The organism is Lacticaseibacillus brantae DSM 23927, assembly GCF_001436115.1.
Lineage (GTDB): Bacteria > Bacillota > Bacilli > Lactobacillales > Lactobacillaceae > Lacticaseibacillus > Lacticaseibacillus brantae.
The window spans coordinates 78,006-98,609 of sequence record NZ_AYZQ01000003.1; the positions used below are offsets into that span (position 1 = coordinate 78,006).

General features: G+C 46.4%; 6 protein-coding genes. All 6 read right to left on the reverse strand.

What is annotated here, in order from left to right; all coding sequences use genetic code 11:
- Window positions 1-132 precede the first annotated feature (132 nt).
- The 6 genes from FC34_RS06530 to jag all read right to left on the reverse strand — a co-directional run bounded on the left by FC34_RS06530 (window position 133) and on the right by jag (window position 20,595).
- A complete protein-coding gene (locus FC34_RS06530) occupies window positions 133-1,095 on the reverse strand; it encodes a glycosyltransferase family protein (RefSeq protein ID WP_057894614.1) in 963 nt (320 codons plus the stop codon).
- Entirely contained in the window at window positions 1,092-2,627 is a 1,536-nt protein-coding gene (locus tag FC34_RS06535) for a glycosyltransferase (RefSeq protein ID WP_057894615.1), read from the reverse strand. Before FC34_RS06535 ends, FC34_RS06530 begins: the two co-directional genes overlap by 4 nt.
- Window positions 2,628-2,764: 137 nt before the next feature.
- On the reverse strand, window positions 2,765-15,823 hold the full coding sequence (locus tag FC34_RS06540; RefSeq protein WP_157052264.1) for an SLAP domain-containing protein: 13,059 nt from the start codon (window positions 15,821-15,823) through the stop codon (window positions 2,765-2,767).
- A 413-nt stretch (window positions 15,824-16,236) separates the two neighbouring features.
- Window positions 16,237-18,138 (reverse strand): tRNA uridine-5-carboxymethylaminomethyl(34) synthesis enzyme MnmG, encoded by a 1,902-nt coding sequence (mnmG, locus tag FC34_RS06545; RefSeq protein WP_057894617.1) that lies wholly within the window; start codon window positions 18,136-18,138, stop codon window positions 16,237-16,239.
- Window positions 18,139-18,145: 7 nt separating this feature from the next.
- A complete protein-coding gene (gene mnmE, locus FC34_RS06550) occupies window positions 18,146-19,534 on the reverse strand; it encodes a tRNA uridine-5-carboxymethylaminomethyl(34) synthesis GTPase MnmE (RefSeq protein WP_057894618.1) in 1,389 nt (462 codons plus the stop codon).
- 374 nt (window positions 19,535-19,908) lie between these two features.
- Window positions 19,909-20,595: an RNA-binding cell elongation regulator Jag/EloR gene (gene jag / locus FC34_RS06555; RefSeq protein ID WP_057894619.1), complete on the reverse strand. Its 687-nt coding sequence runs from the start codon at window positions 20,593-20,595 to the stop codon at window positions 19,909-19,911.
- Window positions 20,596-20,604 lie beyond the last annotated feature (9 nt).

The window sequence follows — 20,604 nt, forward strand, 5'->3', positions numbered from 1 at the left end:
TGCAAAACGCGAGTTTTCACACTTCTTGTTAACCGGAATTCTCAATCTTTTGGAACGTGATTAGTCTAGCTTGTTCGGAAATTCAAAAAGGGGTTGTGACAAAACGTAGTTTTGTCACAACCCCTTTTTTTACTATTTTAGAATATTTTGCCAGCCAGCAATCACCGCTGGGACTGCGCCTGGTTGATTGGCCGCCACACTCATATCAATGGTCGTGACTGGTTGTTGTTGCCAGAAATTATGCTGATCAAGCGTGGCTGTAATCACACCTTGAAATTTCGCTAGATGAACTACCGCTTGAATCGCATCAGAGAGTCCAGAACTGGCCGGGTCACGTTGTGTATCATGATCAACCAGATATACCGGCGCCGTTAACGAAGCTGCTTCAAGGCCAGAAGAGACTTCAAACGCGCGGTCCACAAAGAAGCGCGTATCAGCTTGCTGTAGTTGATCATAGAAAAAGCCTTGCAGCTGAGCTAAATTGTCAAATACGTGTTGGGTTTGCTGATAAGTCAACATTAATCGCGTAATCTCATTCTGATCGGCAGCATTTTTCTGGTATGTGATTTCTAATACCGGTTCACCCTTGAGATTGTAATAGGTTTCCAAGTGCTGACCTCGCACGCGACCATAGAAATCACTGCGCGATTTAAATCCCCGAACATCGTACATATCCGTCCGATTGATATTATTCAGCCGGTCATAGAACGAAACTGTGCTCAACTGATCTTGAGCAAAAGGAAAGTCACTATCAGGCTCAAACAAGTGTACCTCGGCAATTCGATCAGCACCTTGATAGTAATAAACGATATTCCCTTGCCGGACCGGCGTCACCAAATTTGGGAAAGCGACATCGGCCAACGTGCTGATGGGACCGTTATAACTGGCACTCCCTTGGAAGAAATCAAACATATTCACATATTGTTCAGGTTTCAATCCTGCTCGGAAAGCATTCAGCCGCAAAAACCGGTTATAAATCACGGTCAGCAGTTGACTATCAGCCTTGAGGTTTGTGAAGACCTCCTGACGAGCAATTGCCGCTGCTTCTGGGGCGGCCAAGTTGTAATCAATCATTCCTGTCATAAAGTAGTTCATAAGTGAGCCTCCGCATCTTTAACAACCAAGTCATGCCATAATTGCCAAACATTTGGTTCAGAGAAGCGCTTAGCAATCTCATACGAGGCCGTACTCATTTCAGCAAGTTTGGCTTGATCAGATAATGCCTTAATCATCGCTGCGGCTAGGGCGTCAATGTTACCTTTTTCCACGAGATAGCCGTTTTTGCCATCGTCAATGATTTCTTCAGGGCCGTAATTGACATCATAGGAAATCAATGGGACACCGTGGGACGCGGCCTCGACCAATGATAGCGGAAAGCCTTCATAGCGACTCGACATCGCAAAAATCTGCGCGGAATCATAAACGGCGCCTAAGTCTGGCGTGTAATCAATCAATGCCACAGCATCCGCCACACCACCGTCACGGGCTTGCTGAAGTAAATCATCTTTAATTTTTTGTTCATTCACGTACCCATGAATTTCCAGTGTAGCCGCCGGAAATTGAGCATGCACCTGAATGAAGGCCGCTAATAAATGATCGAGGCGCTTCTGTTCGTGAATCCGGGCGATATCAATAATCTTATACGGGGTACGGGCTGAAAATGGGACTCGAGCAGCCGCCAGTTGTTCATCGGGAACAATCGGCCCGGGGATTGTCTTCACCCTCAAGCCACCAGTCATCCGCGACTGCACATCATGGCTTTGCCGACTTGTTGGCGTAATCAAGGCCCGCCACATATCCGCGTGGGTCATCTGATCTACCAAGACATCATTTAACTTCCCTGTCCAAACTGCATCCGGATCGTACGTATGAACATTGTGCCAGTACCCATAACGGGGTGCCCACTCCTGCATCTGGTGCATTCCCGGGTCTGTGATATACAGCCGATCGCCGATAAATCCAGCCTGATGGTCACTGGTCCGCACCAATTCATCATAGAAAAAGCCGAGCATTTCGTCTAAATCCCGGAAAAACCACAGCTTATTTTGATAATCGAGCTGATAGATAGCCGCAACGTCATTGTCCCCTTGCTGCCGCCAAAAGGATTCGATTTTGACTTGTCCATTCAAGTCATACATCACTTGGCGGGAGAGTTTGCCCTCTTGATCCCGATAATCCGTCGAAGACTTAAACCCGCGAACATCATAGTAATCAATCCGCCAAATTTGGCCGGTAGCGCCATAATATTGAATCTCTTCAATCTGATTCTCAACGTAATGTTTCGGATCAGTGAACACGAAAACACTGGCGACCTTTTGTCCGGCTTTAAGGTAATCAAATCGAGTATTGTCGTGGACCACCGTTGTGCCGGCAATTGTCACGTCAGCTTGCGTCGCGCGCTTCGCATGATAATCGAGGGTTCCCTGGAAATAATCAAACATATTCATCGAATCAGCTTGATGGAGCCCGTGCCGGTGCAAATTCAGAGTCAAATACCGATTGTAGTTGCGGGTCGCGATTTTCGCAGCCTGATCAAACCGATGGAACAGATGTAGCCGTTTGATTTCTGCGTGTTCAATTCCGGACACGTTGAAATCAATCATCTGGGTCAAAAAATAAAAAATCATCAGGCGTTCCTCCATCATTCATTCATGCTTATATTCTATCGTTTTAGGCCAATTATCGACAATGTTAACCCTTATATGTACGACAAAACCCCTAAGGTTTTTCCCTCAGGGGTTTTGTTGTGGAACCGGCCTAGATTTTAGTGAATACCATTCGTGTATTTCGCTTCAATCCATTGACCTGCACTCAATTGATACCAAAGTACATTATTAACTGTCTGAGTTGCGATGACAGTATGTGATGACCCATTTGGTAAGGTCTTGACTGCTGTCTTTGAGGTAGGTGATTGCCAAGCTTTAATACCGTAACCAGGCACATACTTCACAGTCGTCGTGTTTGCTGGAATCTTTTTAGATGCTGGATCTGTGCTCAACTTAACGTTTGCACTGTCAATCCATTGATTCCCGCCAACGTTGTAGAAGACATGGCCATTAGCTGCAGTTGCCTTAGCGAAGACCTTCCATGCTGACCCAGTTTCCAGGTGCTTGCCTGTGTACTGAGTCCCATTAGCATCAGCCCAAACAGCGATACCGTAGCCCTTAGCATAGTTGATTACCGCAACTGCCCGGAAGGCTTGAACATTGCCTAATGCAATATCTGTTGCCTTAATCCATTGGTTGGTCCCAACACGGTACCAGACTTGCCCGTCAGCTGTAACCACTGATGCACTAATCTTCCATGCGGAGCCGACCGCCAGAACTTGACCAGTTAACTGACCACTAGTCCCAGGTGCCGTGTAAACCTTAACGCCACTGCCTTGGGTCACAACACCAACAGTCTTGAGGTGCTTGTAAGTGAATGGTTTTGCATCAAGGATGACACCCGTGGACTTAATCCATTGGTTCCCACCCAAGTTGTACCAAACAACACCATCAGCATCGGTGTACTTCTCGAAGGCCTTCCAATCAGTACCTTCTGCCAATTTCTTGCCAGTTGGGGTCCCATTTGGCTTGTCATAAACAACAACATCGCCACCATTACGTTGAACAATTGTTGCAATGACATTGTTGAGAACGTCACCACCGGTACCAGGCAATGAACCATTACCATTGTTCCCAGTGTTGCCACCGTTGCCGGTATTCCCACCGTTCCCAGTGTTACCACCATTACCAGGGTTGCTTGTGTTACCACCATTGTTACTGCTGCTGCCACTATTACTGCTGCTACCACTGTTACTGTTGTTGTTATCTTGCACGGTGACAGTTGCAGTTGCGTAACCAACAGCACCAGCACCACGATCAACGCCATCAACAGTCCGAGTACCAAAGGCAAATTGAACAGTATAGCTACCAGGAACATTGCTATTAACGTTACTGATATATTCGACAACGCCATCAGGAATATTGTCGTCAAATTTATCAACCTGCTTGAAGGTAACCTTCGAGAGATCAACAGATTTGCCAGTAATATCTGTAATAGCATCAACCAACTTCGCAATATCACTTGCTGTCAGAGCAGTGCCCTTGTTGACAGTGGTTCCGTGAACAGTGATCACTGGCGTTGATAAGTTGTCACCAATCAGGTTATCCCCGTGGTTATTGTTACCAACGTTATTATTACCAACGTTGCCATTACCAGTGTTGTTGTTACCCTGGTTGTTGTCGCCGGTATTGTTATTGCCAGTGTTACCTGAACCGTGATTGTTGTCACCACTGTTGCTATCGCCAACATTGTTGTTACCGCTGTTGCTGTTACCACTGTTGTTGTTACCAGTGTTGTTGTTACCAGTGTTGTTATCACCACTATTACTGTTGCCTACGTTGCCATTACCAGTGTTATTGCTACCAGTGTTGTTATCGCCGTGATTGTTGTCACCACTGTTGCTGTTACCTACGTTGCTGTTACCACTGTTGTTGTTACCCTTGTTGCCATCACCAGTGTTGTTATCACCACTGTTGCTGTTACCAGAGTTGTTATTACCAGTGTTATCAGATCCGTGGTTGTCGTTACCAGTGTTGCTATCACCAACGTTGTTGTTACCAGTGTTGCTAGAACCCTGGTTATTGTCACCCTTGTTGCCATCACCAGTGTTGTTATTACCTGTATTAGAATCGCCGGTGTTGTTATCACCTGTATTGTTAGAGCCAGTGTTGTTATTACCCGTATTAGAATCACCGTTATTATGATGACCGTCATTATTGTTACCAGAGTTCAGGTCACCGGAATTACTGTTACCGGTGTTCCCATTACCACTGTTGTTGTTACCGTGATTTCCTTCACCGGTATTTCCAGATCCAGTATTATCACCAATTTGGCTAGAGTCAGTTGTAATAATTAATTTAGATGAACCAACTGCACGGTCACCCTGGCCTAACTTACCTGAACCGTAGTAGAAGGTAAACGTGTATTCTCCGGCTTGTGAACCATCAAATGTCTTATCAACAGTGTAGTAAACGACACCATCAGGCACATTTTGACCAGCCGTAAATCCTTCTGGAGCGGCTTGTAAGGTAAACGTGTTTTGAACAGCATCGGAATCAGCCGGAACAACACCTTCAAATAAGGCTTTCGCCGCTTCATCGGCAGTTGTATAGGTACCGACAAGGACAGTTTCATCCTTTGAAACAATTACTGGATTATGGAGGTTGTTTCCGTCAAGGCCATTACCTGTGTTGCCATTACCTGTGTTGCCATTACCATTGTTGTCGCTACCGCTGTTAGCGTTACCAGAGTTTGAAGTCCCGCTGTTACTGTTACCATCATTACCGTTACCGCTGTTGCCGTTACCGGAGTTGTTGGAACCTTCGTTTCCGTTACCAGTATTGGAATCGCCAGAGTTACTGTTACCAGTGTTATTGGATCCTTCATTACCGTTACCAGTGTTGGAGTCACCGCTGTTGCTGTTACCAGTATTACCGGAACCAGAATTACCATTACCGCTGTTATCAGATCCGGTATTGCCATCCCCGGTGTTGCTATCACCGGAATTGCTATTCCCGTTGTTACTGTTACCAGCATTCCCGTTCCCGTCATTTCCATTACCGGAATTGTCAGAACCTGAGTTACTGCTGTTACCTGATTCTGAACCAGAACCCGAGTTACTGCTGTTACCTGATTCTGAACCAGAACCTGAGTTACTGCTGTTACCTGATTCTGAACCAGAACCTGAGTTACTACTGTTGCCTGATTCTGAACCAGAACCTGAGTTACTACTGTTGCCTGATTCTGAACCAGAACCTGAGTTACTGCTGTTACCTGATTCTGAACCAGAACCTGAGTTACTGCTGTTACCTGATTCTGAACCAGAACCTGAGTTACTGCTGTTATCAGCCTTAGTCACCTTAACAATTAAGGTGGCACCATCCAGACCTAATCGGCCAGAATCGGCTTGACCATCAGCAAGAACATAGCCTTCAGGAAGTCCGTCAGTAAATGAAACAGTCGAGTTGTACTGACCTTGAACAGTCTTATTACCAACAGTTTGGCCATTTTCATCGACGTAGTTAATTGTGTTTGAAACATCGTCAGCGACAACGGTGACATGAATTGCGTCCCCATCTTTATAGATGTAAACCGCGGAAGCATCTTGAAGATGGTATCCGGCTGGAATTTGAACCTTGCTCATATCAATTTGTTCGCCAGCTTGACCATGGAGAACTACAGAACCAACCTTAGTGTTTCCAGGTGTATAGAAGTTCAGGGTTGTTGAGACTAAACCTTCTGTGCTCTGTACGTTCAAGGTAATATCGGCACTAGCAGCAGGTAATGCCACTGTTGCTGTTGTCCCATCAGCAGAAACTTTGACACCGGCAGGTTGCGTTTGACTGAAGACATATCCTGTTGGAGCGGTGACTGTTTCAGAATCGCCAGCCTTACCAGTGAATGTTTGTGCTGAACCCACAGTATTCGTGCCATCGCTGAAGTTTACAGTCAAAGTAACATCTGCAACTGAAGCAGCCTTCTTGATTGCAATCTCTTGGACATGGTTGGCATCTTGCATGGTGTAACTAGCATCTGAAGCATTGACGAATTCATATCCAGTAGGCAAGTAGCTACTCAAGTCGATAACGTCACCGACTTTACCTGCTACTTGCACGTCGTTACCAACTTCAACACCATCAGCTGTGAAGCGAATCAGGTTAGAAATTGTATCAGACTTAACTGTTGCAGAAACTGCAGCGGAGTCCTTAGTAACACCGTCTTGAGTACCCTCGACAACAACTGAAACGACATCCCCTACACCAAGGGTAGTGTTAATAGGAATTGTAAATTTACCAGTTGCTGCATCCACGGCACCACTTGCAACAGTACCACGGGCAACTTCCTGACCATTCAGGCTAACGATGACAGTGAATTTTTTAGTCGCTGTATCAAAGTTGTTAGCCATACCTGTAACTTGAGTAGCACCCTTAACAGGTTGATCTAATGTTGGTGTCTTAACGTCCCAATCGGTTGATGGCAAAATCGTCAAGCTGGTTGGGTCAGAGACCTTCACACCATTGGCGACGGTCTTCCCATTGACCACAACGCTACCAACATCGCTCGTCAATAAGCCATCAGGGAAGTCAGCACTCAAATCGAAACTGAAGGCTCCATTACTTTGGTTAACATCGCTTGTGTACTGCTTAGTTTGACCGTTACGCGTAATGGTCAGCGTAGCCGAATAGGTACGGCCATTGCCCCAGTCTTCCGTCGCGGTCCCAGTTACTACAGCTTTATCACCAGCTGTAATTGAATCCAAAACTGGTGCTGCTGGTGCAACCCAGTCATCATGATCAACTGTAACAACTGCTGAGTTAGCAGTGTCCGATGGTGCCTTGCCGGCATTGGCAACAGTGCCATCATCGAAAGATTCAACTGTAGCAACAATTTGTTGCCCAGAAGCCAATGCACCATTAGGGAATGTCGATGGTAATTGCACTGTCACTTGACTACTCAAAGCAACTTCCTGCGAGTAAATTGCGCTCGCTGTTGTTGCGCCATTCGCATCGAATGTTGCATCTGGCCCGTAAACAGAGACTTTCACCAGATAGTTGCCGTTGCTTGGCTGCGTAGGTACATTGACGACAATACTCTTATCACCTGTGCTTGCGCTATTAACAACTGGCGGAACTAACTTGACGCCTTGAACAACTGTTGAAGTCGTGTTAGGACTCAAGCCTTGAACTTGACCAGTAGAAACCGTTGATCCACCGTTGTTTGTCCGACTACCCAGAACAATCACAGTCGCATAGACAACACCGTCAGTTTGGAAAGGTGTCGTGGAAGTGTAAGTCCATTGTCCTGTCTTGTTATCAACAATCGCAGTCCCAGCATCAACTGGTGTATCAGAAATTGTCCGCGTGTAAGTCCCATCAGCATTTTGCGTGATGATTGGCTTAGCATACGTCAATTGCACTTCATAAATATTGTTATCATCAGGCAAAATTGGTTGACCATTCAGGCCGACAACTGTGCCGCCGATCGTTGTGTCCCCATTACTAATTGAATTGAATGTTGCCTTTGGTGCAGTGTCCTGTGTTGGTGCAACAACTGTATATGTCGTTGTATCAGAAATGACATCTGTTCCATAGGTAGCATTTGTCCGATGAACAACGAAGCTGATGACATCACCAGTCTTCAAAGTTTGACCAATCTTGTTGCCAGAAGCATCTGTTGTGACGTAAGGCAAGTCAAATTGTCCCTTTGTAGGATCAGCAATCTGGGCGGTACCCACTGCTGCACCATTAACTGAAACGTCGACCGAATACTTGTCATCAGGCATTGCATTCGCGATAGTCGTGGCTTGCCCAATCAATTGGTTGGCTGTCCCAACAATGACGTTAGAACCGAGCACGTTATTGGCCAAGACATATTGACCGGTTGCATCAGATGGATCAGCGACACCCTGAACAATTTGTTGTGTCGAGGCGCTATTCACGTTCGAAATAGTTGTCGAAGCCGTTTGTTGTGTAGGTGCGACGAAACCACCTAATAGCCCTGATGAAGAACCAGCTAACGATGCATCCTTAACACTTGTCGTTACTGAGACAGGTGCAGTTTGCGTGTAATCAACTGGCATTGCATTCTTTGTTAATCCAGCCAATTTCTCTAAATCAATCTTGACAGCATAGTTCACTTGGAAGGCATTTGAGGCGCTGTCCCAATAGGAAACATTCAGTTGGCCGTACAATGGGACACTAGTAATAATCAATTGGCCAGTAGCGGCATCGTAAGAGACAGTCGCAATTGTCACGTTATTCTTATTCCCACGTTCAGGGCGGAAAATACCTTGAAGCGCATTTTGAAGACCGCTTGTGGCGTTATCCCGAATATACCCATTGACACCGCCGTTGGCATCCAGGGTGACCCAGTTGGTGTAGTGGCTTGTACTGTCTACCAAGCCTTGCCAACTCGTAGAAAGGTTAATGTCATGATTCCGCTTCGGGGTTGGGAAAGACATACCCACAACCGGATACGAATCAGAAACTGTTGTCGCCGTGTAGGTTACATCATCGTTGTAACCATTCACGACTGTCGCAATGGATCCCAATTGACTCGCCTGCTGCCATGCTGAAACTTGAAGGGCTTGTTTCCAGCTTGTGCCATCAGCGAATAATGGTTTCAACGCATCAGGAATTTGATACGTGGTGACAAAAGTTGGATCGGTATAGTTAAAGGTCTGAGCCAAAGTATTAACCGTCGTATCGTAACCTTGGCTGTACCATGTCACTGAACCATTATTAACCGCGTAATTTGACTGAGTAAAGGAACTGCCGGTCCCGACAACCACGCTATTTGATGTCAGACTAACCAGGTTAGACCGAGCAGCATTTAACTGACTCGCCGCTGCACTCAGATCACTTGCATATTGCGTAGGATCCGATTCGAAGGTGGTGTACATCTTCTTTGCAGCAGCCAAAGCATTTTGATAATTCTGCCAGGAAGCGGCAGTGTAGTTACTTTCAGTGACCGTGCTGTCTTTGGCAATTTCACTAGCCAGATTCTGGCGAGCTGTATTGACATTCGTATTAGACACGGTTAAAGCATTCAGGGCCGACTCAATCGCAGTAGCGGCCTTCTGTAAATCAGTAACAGAAGTTAACTGCCCAGCCAACACTGATTTCCCGTTTGCAACGGCCGTCTGAAGTGCTGGCAAGCCCGAGGCAAAAATCACACCAGAATTAATCGTGGCATCGCCTAAGGCAACGTCATTCGTTAAAATCTGGGTCCAATAGTCAATACTGCTTTGCATACTTCCTTCAGCTTGAGTCAATGATTGAATGGCAGACAGGTAGTCATCAGCGGTCGCAGTACGAGTGGAATTAACTGGTTTTTTATCGCTACCAATGGTTGTTACCGGAACTTTATCCGTCAACACAGCATTGGCATAAGTTAACGCGACATTGAGCGCAGCGTTTGACCCGTCAGTATAGTTGGTTGCATTGTTTTGCAATGCGTTACCATCGGCAACCAGCTGGGTCAACTGAGCTTTCAGTGTGTCCATGCTTGTCATCGCATTGACGGCATTATTTAAGGTCACGTAGGCAGTGGAAAGGTCAGCTGCGCCAGTTGTTGGGTTGTTCAAAAGACTGACCGCATTGGCAATCTGAGTATTCAACGTCTTCAACTGATCGGCAGGGTAGTTCGTTGCCGCATTAGGTTCATTGGCAATCGCTTGTGCCTTGGTCAAGAGGGCCTGTAATTCTGAAGCACTCTTAATTGGTACCAAGGCACTGATTGCTGACTTCAGGGAAGCCAAATCTGCAACTAACTTGTCCCCACTGGTTTCATTGGCCAGGGCTGCAACGCCAACATTATAAGCGCTAGTCAGTGCTGCTGCAGAGGTACTGGTATAAGTTGATGAAGCCTTTTGATCAGCTAACAACGCCTGAGCTTGAGTCAAGGTTGCTTGTAATTGACTCTTAACGTCACTGACCTTAACCAATCCAGCCATTGCTTTAATCAACGCCGTGTTAGCATTTGAAACATCATCGGCAGTCGCTGAATTGTCATCTACGATAGGTTTTGCTGCTGCTAAGGCTTTAGCAAATGGCGCCCAACTTGTTTCAGTGTAGTCCGCTTCATTCAATCCAGAAGCTGTTGTAACGGTTTCCTTCAACTGATCGTTGGAGGAACCCAGCACTAAGGCCTGGACGCTTGCGACTAAACTATTGTAGGTGTTCGTGTAGGTGACACTGTTCGAGTCTGCATTGGCAATCACTGCTTGGGCCGCAATCACCTTCGCAGCTACATTATTCCAGGTTGAAACCGTGTAGTCCCGAGCAGTTAATCCATTGATAGCAGAAACTAATTGGACTAATGCATCAACGCTTGCATTAGTGGCGGGATTAGTGTTGCCATTAACCTTAGCAATTGTGCTTGTTGGAACTGTCAGTGCTGTTAAGGCTGAATTCAACTTGATTGCTTCCTGGTCCAAAGCTTGTTGAGATTGAGCCGTGTTTGCAGAGTTGTCCGCAACAATCTTTTGAGCTGCAGCAAATTCCGTCGCCAAATTAGCCACGGAGCCAGCGCTGTATTGCGTTAACGTCCCGAATTTCCAGTTTAATGGGCTAACATCAGACAGGTCATTCAAAACGTCTTGCGCGTTGGCCAAGGCGGTATCAATCGCATTGGTATTCAATGTAACTGTGCTATCAAGCTTCGTTAACCCGGCGATTGCACTCGTCAAATTCCGAGCCGCTGTGTTGATGTCAACTTGCTTAGCAGAAGTTGAAGTACTCATGTTCAAAGCTGCTTGCCATGCAGTCTGGAAGGCAGCAAATGATGAGGCAGTGTACGTTGGGGTCCCGTTAGTATTGTCGGTCACCTTTTGTGCGGCTGCTAAGGCAGTAGTCAGCATAGTGTAGTCTAGACCGGCAGTATCAGAAACTGTGGTGCTCCCAATGACACCATCCTTGGTTGCGCCGGTAACTGAATCAGAACCTGTAACGTAGACGCTTACCACTTGCCCTACAATCAGTGGTGTAGAAATCTTGATTGCAAAATTACCTAAACTGTCAACGGTTGCGCTGCCAACGGCTGTGCCGTTAACTGACGCATTAGCAATGTAAGTCTTGTTTAAAGCGTCATTAATCGCAAGGGTCTTCCCAGTAATTGTTTCTGAACCGGCTTTAGCTGTGTCCAAAGAAACCCCTGAAACAACCCAATTATTGAAGTTAGGGTTATCTAAGATAGTTAAGTCAGATGAAGCTGTCGCAGTTTTATCAGGTGTAGCGCCAACACCGGTCACAACCACTGTATACTTATCGCCAACTGCGACTGCATCTGGCAATGTGATTGTGAAGGTCCCATCAGCGTTGACAACAATGGCTGAGGAATCAAGCGTTACTGCGCTGCCGTCTTTTAAGACGCTGAGTGTAAACGTCTGAACACCATCGATATTATGGTTTGGCTGAATCCCACTAATAACTTTGTTGCCAGCATAGATTGTGTTCAATGTTGGTGCAACAACAGTCAAGTCAGTGTTGCCAACTGTCACAACTGTGGCATCTGAAGATTTGGCATAAGTTTGGCTAGTCCCGTTGTAACCCTTTGTCACAACAGAAACCTTGGCACCGTCAACAAGTTGATCAGCAGGGATGTTTGAGATTGTAAATGAACCGTTAGAAGCTAATGGCGCAGAATAATCATGACCATTAACTGTGGCCACGACCACGTAGTTCCCAGCATTTGGTTGTGTACTTGTCCCAGTAATTGATGCTGCGCCTGCTTTAATTGGATCAACAACAGGAGCTAAGACGTTCCATTCAACAGGAACTGAAACAGTTGGTGATTGGACACCAGAAATCTGGATCCCTGAGTTAACCTGGGAGCCATCGGAGTTCAAAGAACCACTGTAAGCAAACACTTGCGCGTTAACTGTCCCGCCATACAAGAACGGTGTGTTAGAACCCGTCCAAGTGAACGTGGAAGTAGCATTATCAACGACAGCAGTCCCTAATTGAACAGGAGTTGCTTGTCCAGGAGCGTTATATGATAAACGAACCGCATAACTGTTAACGTCGTTTGGCAGAATCTTTTGGCCGCCCAAGGTGACAGTCCCAGTTAAAGTGGTGTCGTTATTTTGTGGGTGAACTGTTGTGGTGTCGATTGTTGCCACAGAGTTCGAAGCAACAGAAACGGATTTTACATCCGAAAGTGAAGTGTAATTGTAATCAGTATTATCGCGTTCTAATTGGAAGGTGATTCGACCGCCAGCAGGGAATGTCTTACCGACAAATCCCCCAACACCATCCGGTGTGCTGTAAGACCAGTTAAACGTGCCATCATCGTTGACTGTTACTGGGGTTGCGCCTGGGGCCGTGGTATCTGTCAACAGAGTATTCGAACTATCGTACAGCTTGATATTAACCTTGTATGAGTCGCCAGGCATATCTGCTGCAGTCTTCACTTTGCTGAAATCAACCTTACCAGAAATGGCATTAGCACCCACAGTGATAGCTGAAGGTACGGAGAAATCGTCAGAGGTTAATGCCGCTTGTGTCACACCAGTCAGGTTATCTAAACCTGCAGCAGGAATGTTAGTCTGCGTTGCAGCATTCCCCCAGACAAGTGCAGACCCAACACTAACGTTGCTGCCAATTGTAGAGCCTGTAGAATTAACCGTCTTGCTATTAAATAACGACTTGAAAGTAGGGTTAGCTTGAGCCCAACCTTGAAGATCCAAATTGATATCATAATTCAAGGTAACAGTTGCATCATAGCCCGTTAACTTTGGCGTAGTAATAGTGATTTGGTTCGTGGATGCGTCGTAAGCAAAATTAAATCCGGCGGCCTTGGCTTGGTCCAATGTGACATAATCTTGACTTACATAAGCTGCGGTAGAAGGTTTAGCCCCTGTCACATTAGCCCAAAAGCCCAATCCTCCTGTACTTGTGAATGTGTATTTCACAGTAACGTACTTCATCCAGTCAGTGGTCTGTTGGAAGAAAGGCTTAATCGTATCACTAAGTCGAATTGTGGTTGAATACTGACCATCTGACAGAACATTAGTAACATTCGCAGAATATTGCCCACTTTGGCGGACTTGTAAATCAATCCCATTGCCTGATTGCGCAAGTTGTGAGCCATTATCAGAAAGGGGAGTGTTCGAAATCAAAAAGCCAGCTGATTGTCTCGAAGGCATAGCAACTTTGTCAGCCAAGGCAGCTAATTGAAGATACAAATTTTGAAGCTGCTCCTTGGTAAAACCAACATTATTGGTGACCAAATTAGCTACAGACGTGGATGGATTAATCAATAGTGTCTGAATAGCCATAGCCTTAGCGTAAGCTGCCGCAAATCCACTAGAAACATCTTGCGCTGCACTACTACTCAAGTTGGTAAGCCCGCTAATTAAATCATTCAGTTTCTTTAAAATATCATTAGTTGATGCATCGGTTAAGCTTGCTGCATCATCGGCGTCAAGGGTAAACGAAGTACCGCTATAACCCCCGAAACCGTTATAGTGGGCGATTGAGTTGCTGTAATTACTTGCTGTAACCGCTGTTCCAACACCGTCAGTAGAAGTGAAAGTTAAACCCTTGAGTGCATTTGTCAAAGCAGTATTCAACTTAGTGATTGTATCTTGATTAGGTGTAATCACGCCGTTCAAAATATCGTTAATATCGTTAATCGCTGACAAATAAGCGTTATATGAATCAGTAGTATAGCGACCACGATCACCAATTGTTGAAGCAATTTGAAGGTTAGTTGCAAACTGTTGACGCGCGTATCCAGTCCAGGTTTGTAGACCTGCATAGGCTGAAGTAATTCCATTCAAAATAGTTTGCGTTTGATCGGCAGTAAGGGTATTGGCATTCAAAAGAGCAGCTGCTGCACTCATGTAACTAGCAACCGAGGCATTTTTGCTTAAATCAACGCCTGCCGCAAGCAAGGCCTGTTGGAAGGTCTTCCAGCTGTCAGTGGTGTAGATACTCTGTGAACCCAATTGAGCCAGCGCAAGTTGCAATGCATTATTCGTCTGCGCAACTAATTGATCCTTACCAACCAAGCCACTAATCGCGTTGTTTAAAGAATTGGTCGCGTTAGAAATCTGTGGTGCAGTCGCAGACTGAGAAGAATTAATCGCAATCGCATTGGTATTTGCATTGATCAATGCATTCCGTGATGCTGTCGTGTAATAATTATTGAAGGTGTAGTCGCCAACTGGTTGGCCATTGATGGCTGCAGCATTCTTAATGGCAGTCTGTAAGTCTGTCCGGGTAGAAACTTGTACCAAGCCATCTAAGGCTTTTTGCAAATCGGCTTGGGTCGCAATCAAGTCATCAACTGAAGAAGCAGCGTTCGCCAAAATACCCTTGGTCGCAGTCAATTGTTGATTGAATGGCGAGAAGGATGTCGTGGTATATTGTTGTTTTTGCGTCTGAGCTGTTACGGCCGCATTAGCTTTGGTAATTAAGGCATTTAGGCTCGCAGTTAATTGTTCACGGGACACTAAAGCGCTGATGGCTTTTTGCAACGCTGAATTGGCATTGGCAACATCGTCCGCGGTAGTTGTAGACGCATTGTCGACGTTAACAGCATTGGTTAAAGCAGTTTGTAGAGCCGTCCAAGTTGCACTTGAATAGTCCTTTTGGATCAGCCCTTGTGCTTGAGCAATGGAAGCTTCCAAAACATCAGAACCAACAGCCTTAACTAAGCTGTTAACCGAATTCTGCAAATTAGAATAAGCCGTATTGATTTCAACAACAGTGGCGTCGGTCTTAGCTGCAGTTGCTTTAGCTGCAGTTAATTGAGTGGTCATTGTGTTGAAACTTAATGATGTGTAATCCCGGCCACGTAAAGCATTTGCAGAAGCAATTAATGTGTTCAGGTTATCCAATGTCTTTGTGGCATTAGCGGGATCCTTAACCAGCGCATTTTGCGCACTAACCAATTGATTATAATCCGCGGTCAACTTGGTGGTGTCTGTAACACCATTTTTCACATCATTTTGTGCTTGCAATAGTGCAGTTTGGAACGAAGCCCATGTGTTCCAGCTGTATTGTGATGAATCTAATTTCCCTGCTGCGTCAATTGCTGTGTTCAGTCGATCCCCTATAGTTGATGGGGTCGTCGTCGCACTGGTAGCGGTAATTGCTGTCGCAGCACTCACAGTTCCACCATTGAATGTGGTGAACGAGATGCCTCCTAAGAAGAAGGAAACAGTCATCATTGACCAAACCCAGAACTTACCAGATTTATATTGCTTATAGTGTTCTTTCTTATCACTTAACGCCTGTTGCAGCGCCATTTGATGTTTGTCTCTTAACACTAGCAAAACCTCCCAAGGATAATTTATTTGAAAACCAGCACAACACCAGTGGACAGCATTTATCCAGTTTTCGTTATACGTATGTAAAAATACCACGCAACCTTGGTCCAAAAAAATCAAATTTAAATAATAAAGTTTAACTAATTTGGAATTTAGGTTTATTTATTAGAAATAAATTATGTAAAAATATCTAAAATTGGTAAATAAATTTTGGTTAATTGTTTACTCCAGTTTTACTTGCTGATAGAACGCGTGTTATCCAATTTATGAGCTCGAAAACGGTCAAATATATACAAAACAGAATATTCAACTTGGTAAATTCATGAATTCGCTTTCATTAAAAAATAAATATAAAAAAAGACCTGTTTCCGTAGAAAAGGCCTTAAATCAACATTCTTAAGTTTAGTAATCGTTTAGCTGGCGTCGACAGCCACCTTTGCAATGCGCCCCTGTTCAATATAAACAGAGAGGATGGCAATATCTGCAGGATTCACGCCACTAATCCGGCTGGCTTGCGCAATCGTCTCAGGTTGAATCTTGGTCAACTTCTGGCGAGCCTCAGTGGCCAGACCATTAATCGCACTGTAATCAATATGTGCTGGCACCTTCTTGGCTTCAAGGCGCTTCAAGCGGGCAATGCTTTGTTCTTCCTTAGCAATGTAGCCAGCGTACTTAATCTGGATTTCGACTTGTTCAACCACGCGGTGATCCAATTCAGGACTGTCTGGCATAAACTGCAATAAGTCCGCATAGGTCACTTCAGGACGCTTCAAGAAGTCACTGGCCAACACGCCATCCTTCAATGGCGCTGCGCCGATACTTTCCAACCATGGATTAACGGCGTTTGGCTTCAAGCGGATGGCGTCTAAGCGCGCCAATTCAGCTTCAACGGCGGCTTTTTTCGCTTCGAATTGGGTAAAACGGGCATCGCTGATAAGGCCGAGGTCATGGCCCATAGCCGTGAGCCGCAAGTCTGCATTGTCATGCCGCAAAATCAAGCGGTATTCCGCCCGACTGGTTAATAAGCGATATGGTTCGTTGGTGCCCTTGGTCACTAAGTCATCAATCATGACACCAATGTAGGCATCGGATCGCTTCAAGGTAAATGGCGCCTTGTTTTCAGCACGTAAAGCCGCGTTGATGCCGGCAATCAAACCTTGACCAGCTGCTTCTTCATAACCGGAAGTGCCGTTCATTTGGCCTGCAGTATAGAGGTTCTTGACCACTTTGGTTTCAAGGGTTGGGTGCAGTTGCCATGGTTCGATGACATCATATTCAATCGCGTAGCCGGGACGCATCATTTCTGCGTGCTCGAGCCCAGCGACACTGTGGATCATCTTTAATTGCACTTCTTCAGGCATGGAAGTTGAGAAGTCACCAACATAATACTCATCGGTGTCTCGGCCCTCTGGTTCCAAGAACAATTGATGCCGTGGCTTGTCAGCAAACCGGACAATCTTGTCTTCAATCGATGGGCAATAACGTGGGCCCACGCCCTTAATCACCCCAGAGAACATTGGCGCGCGATCGAGGTTTTCGCGGATGATTTCATGCGTCTTGTCGTTGGTATAGGTCATCCAGCAAGACAGTTGATCCTTTAAGTAAACCGCGTCTGACGTCTCATAACTAAAATGATTAGGTGTCGTATCGCCCGGCTGTTCTTCCGTCTTGTCAAAATCAATCGTATTCCCATCGACACGTGGTGGGGTCCCAGTCTTGAACCGGCGTAAGGCAAAACCGAGTTCTTCCAAGTTCTCGGATAACTTGATGCTTGGCAGGCTATTGTTCGGGCCAGAACTGTACATGAGTTCGCCGATGATGATTTTGCCGCGAGAGCTGGTCCCAGCAGTCAAAACGACAGACTTAGCGTGATAGCGAGCCCCTGTGGCGGTTACAACGCCGACGCAGACACCATCTTCAACAATTAAGCGTTCCGCCATCCCCTGACGCAAGGTCAAGTTTGGTTCGGCTTCAATCACAGCCTTCATGCTGCGGTGGTAAGCGGCCTTATCTGCTTGGGCCCGGAGCGCACGGACAGCGGGACCTTTACCGGTATTAAGCATCCGCATTTGGATATAAGTTTTATCAATGTTTCGGCCCATCTCGCCGCCTAGGACATCAATTTCCCGGACAACAATCCCTTTGGCGGGGCCACCGATTGACGGATTACATGGCATAAACGCCAACATATCAACGTTGATGGTCAACAACAGCGTCTTTTCGCCCATCCGCGCCGCTGCTAAGGCTGCTTCTGAGCCTGCGTGGCCGGCACCGACCACAATTACATCATATTCATTTGAGTCATATTCACGCATGGCTATCCTACTTTCCTAAACAAAATTGGCTAAATAACTGCGTAATCAATTCATCTGGCGCCGCTTCACCGGTGATTTCACCGAGTTGATCCCACGCCGCGGTCATATCGATTTGGACCAAGTCAACGGGCATCCCTGCGTTGATACCGTCAATCACGGCATCTAAACTGGCCTGAGCCTGGCGCAACAGACCAATTTGGCGAGAATTTGAGACCATGACTGTGCTCTGGCTATTCTCAATGCCACCAAAGAATAAGTCGGCAATCCGGTTATCCAAATCATCCATACCTGCACTGGTCAAAACAGAAGTCGGCAAAACTTCAGCGGGCGTGACCAATTGCAGCAATTCACCTTCATCGAGTTGCGCGGGTAAATCTTGTTTGTTCAAAATGACAATCCGCTTCTTATCGGCGGTTGCGGCTAACAACTGGCGATCTTCAGCCGTCAGTGGTTGGCTTTGATCCAACACCAGCAAAATCAAATCGGCTTTGGTGATGGCTTGGCGCGAGCGTTCAACCCCGATTTTTTCAACCTTGTCTTCCGTATCATGAATGCCGGCGGTGTCGACTAACTTCAGCGGCACACCGCGGACATTAACATATTCTTCAAGGACGTCTCGAGTGGTCCCGGCGACGTCCGTCACAATCGCCTTATCTTCATGCAACATGTGATTGAGCAGGGATGACTTCCCAACGTTAGGCCGCCCAACAATCGCCGTAGCAAGCCCTTCCCGTAACACCTTACCTTGGCCCGCGGTCTGCAAGAGTTGTGCAACGGATTTTTTGACCAATTCGGCCTTTTCTAGCAGCATTTGCGTGGTCATTTGGTCGGTGTCATATTCAGGGTAGTCAATGTTAACTTCCACTTGGGCCAACACTTCGAGGATTTCTTGACGCAAGTTTTGAATCAGGTGCTGTAAGTTACCATCGAGCTGGTTAACCGCGACCTGCATAGCGCGATCCGTTTTGGCCCGAATCAAATCCATCACAGATTCTGCCTGGGTCAGATCAATTCGGCCATTTAAAAAAGCCCGCTTTGTGAATTCGCCTGGTTCAGCTAACCGCGCGCCGCTGCCCAGCAGCAATTGCAAAATGCGGTTGGTCGCCACAATCCCACCGTGACAGTTAATTTCAATCACGTCTTCGCGCGTAAACGTCTTTGGTGCTCGCATCACACTAACCATTACTTCATCTAAAGTCTCGTCCGTTTGTGGGTCGATGATATGGCCGTAATTGATGGTGTGGCTAGGCACCTGGCTCAAATCTTTGCCTTTAAAGACGGCATTGGCTACGTCTAATGCCGTTTCCCCACTCAGGCGGACAATCGAAATTGCCCCTTCACCAGGTGGTGTCGAAATTGCTGCGATGGTGTCATAGGCTGTTACCACTTGTGCCAAAAAATCCTTCCTCTCTATACATGACTGTTTATTTTAAATGCTCGTTTATCAGTTCTGGTCAAGAAGCCGCTGGTCAGCTGTGCCCACAGCGTTCCACCAGCAGGCTTCGACCAGAATGGCTAAAACGCGCTCGCAAATGCTGCAATCTCCGTCTAGCCTGATTTCGCAAAAATCAGCACAGACCGCTGATTTTTGCGAAATCGTGCTAGTACTCGATTGCACCCGCATTTGCTCGCGCTCTGATTGACGGTACAAAAAAAGTGCAGTATCCACTGCGCCCGTTGGCCGAGCGTGGTGGACAAAGCACTTTGACTACTTTTGTCTCGTTATTTAATTGTACTTAGCATAGACAACCACACGTGATTTGTCAAAGGCTAATGTTGTTTTTTCGGCAAGACGACGACATACCGATATGGATCGCGTCCTTCAGACCGCGTCGTGACAAACTCATTATCAGCCAAGGTGGCATGAATGACTTTGCGTTCTAAGGCCGGCATGGCATCCAGATAAACCGACTTGCCAGTGGCCACGACTTCGCGGGCACTTTTACCAGCGAGGCGTTCAACCGTGGTTGCGCGGCGCTGGCGGTAATCGCCGACATCAAGCAAAATCGATAATTTCCGCTTGCCTTGATGATTGAACAAGGTTTGGGCTAAATATTGCAGTGCATTGATGATTTTGCCGTGTTTACCAATCAATAAAGCATCTTGATCAGTCGTCATTTGAAATGTGACCTCGTTGCCTTGTTGCTGCTGATCGACCGTAACGTTCAAGCCCATGGCCTTCGTCGTCTCAGTCAAAAATGATTGCACGTGCGCTAAGGCAGTGTCATCGTTGCGGCTGCTGGCTACCGGTGTCTCTGGCGCTGGTGTGGCTACTGGAGTTGGTTCTGGCTTAGGGATGAGGGTCAAGGTCACCTCAGCGGCTTGACGACCAAATCCCAAGAAACCGCGTTTACCGGCTGTCAAAACTTCGACATTCACGGCGTCGCGCTCGACTTGCATTGACGCTAAGCCAGCATCAATGGCAGCCTGAATAGTTTTTCCTTGAAAGGTTGGCATCCCAACACC

What these genes read in the sequence shown, in the direction of transcription:
- FC34_RS06530 (WP_057894614.1), bottom strand. Translation starts at nt 1,095, where the DNA reads ATGAACTACTTTATGACAGGAATGATTGATTACAACTTGGCCGCCCCA.
- FC34_RS06535 (WP_057894615.1), bottom strand. Translation starts at nt 2,627, where the DNA reads ATGATTTTTTATTTTTTGACCCAGATGATTGATTTCAACGTGTCCGGA.
- mnmG (WP_057894617.1), bottom strand. Translation starts at nt 18,138, where the DNA reads ATGCGTGAATATGACTCAAATGAATATGATGTAATTGTGGTCGGTGCC.
- jag (WP_057894619.1), bottom strand. Translation starts at nt 20,595, where the DNA reads ATGCCAACCTTTCAAGGAAAAACTATTCAGGCTGCCATTGATGCTGGC.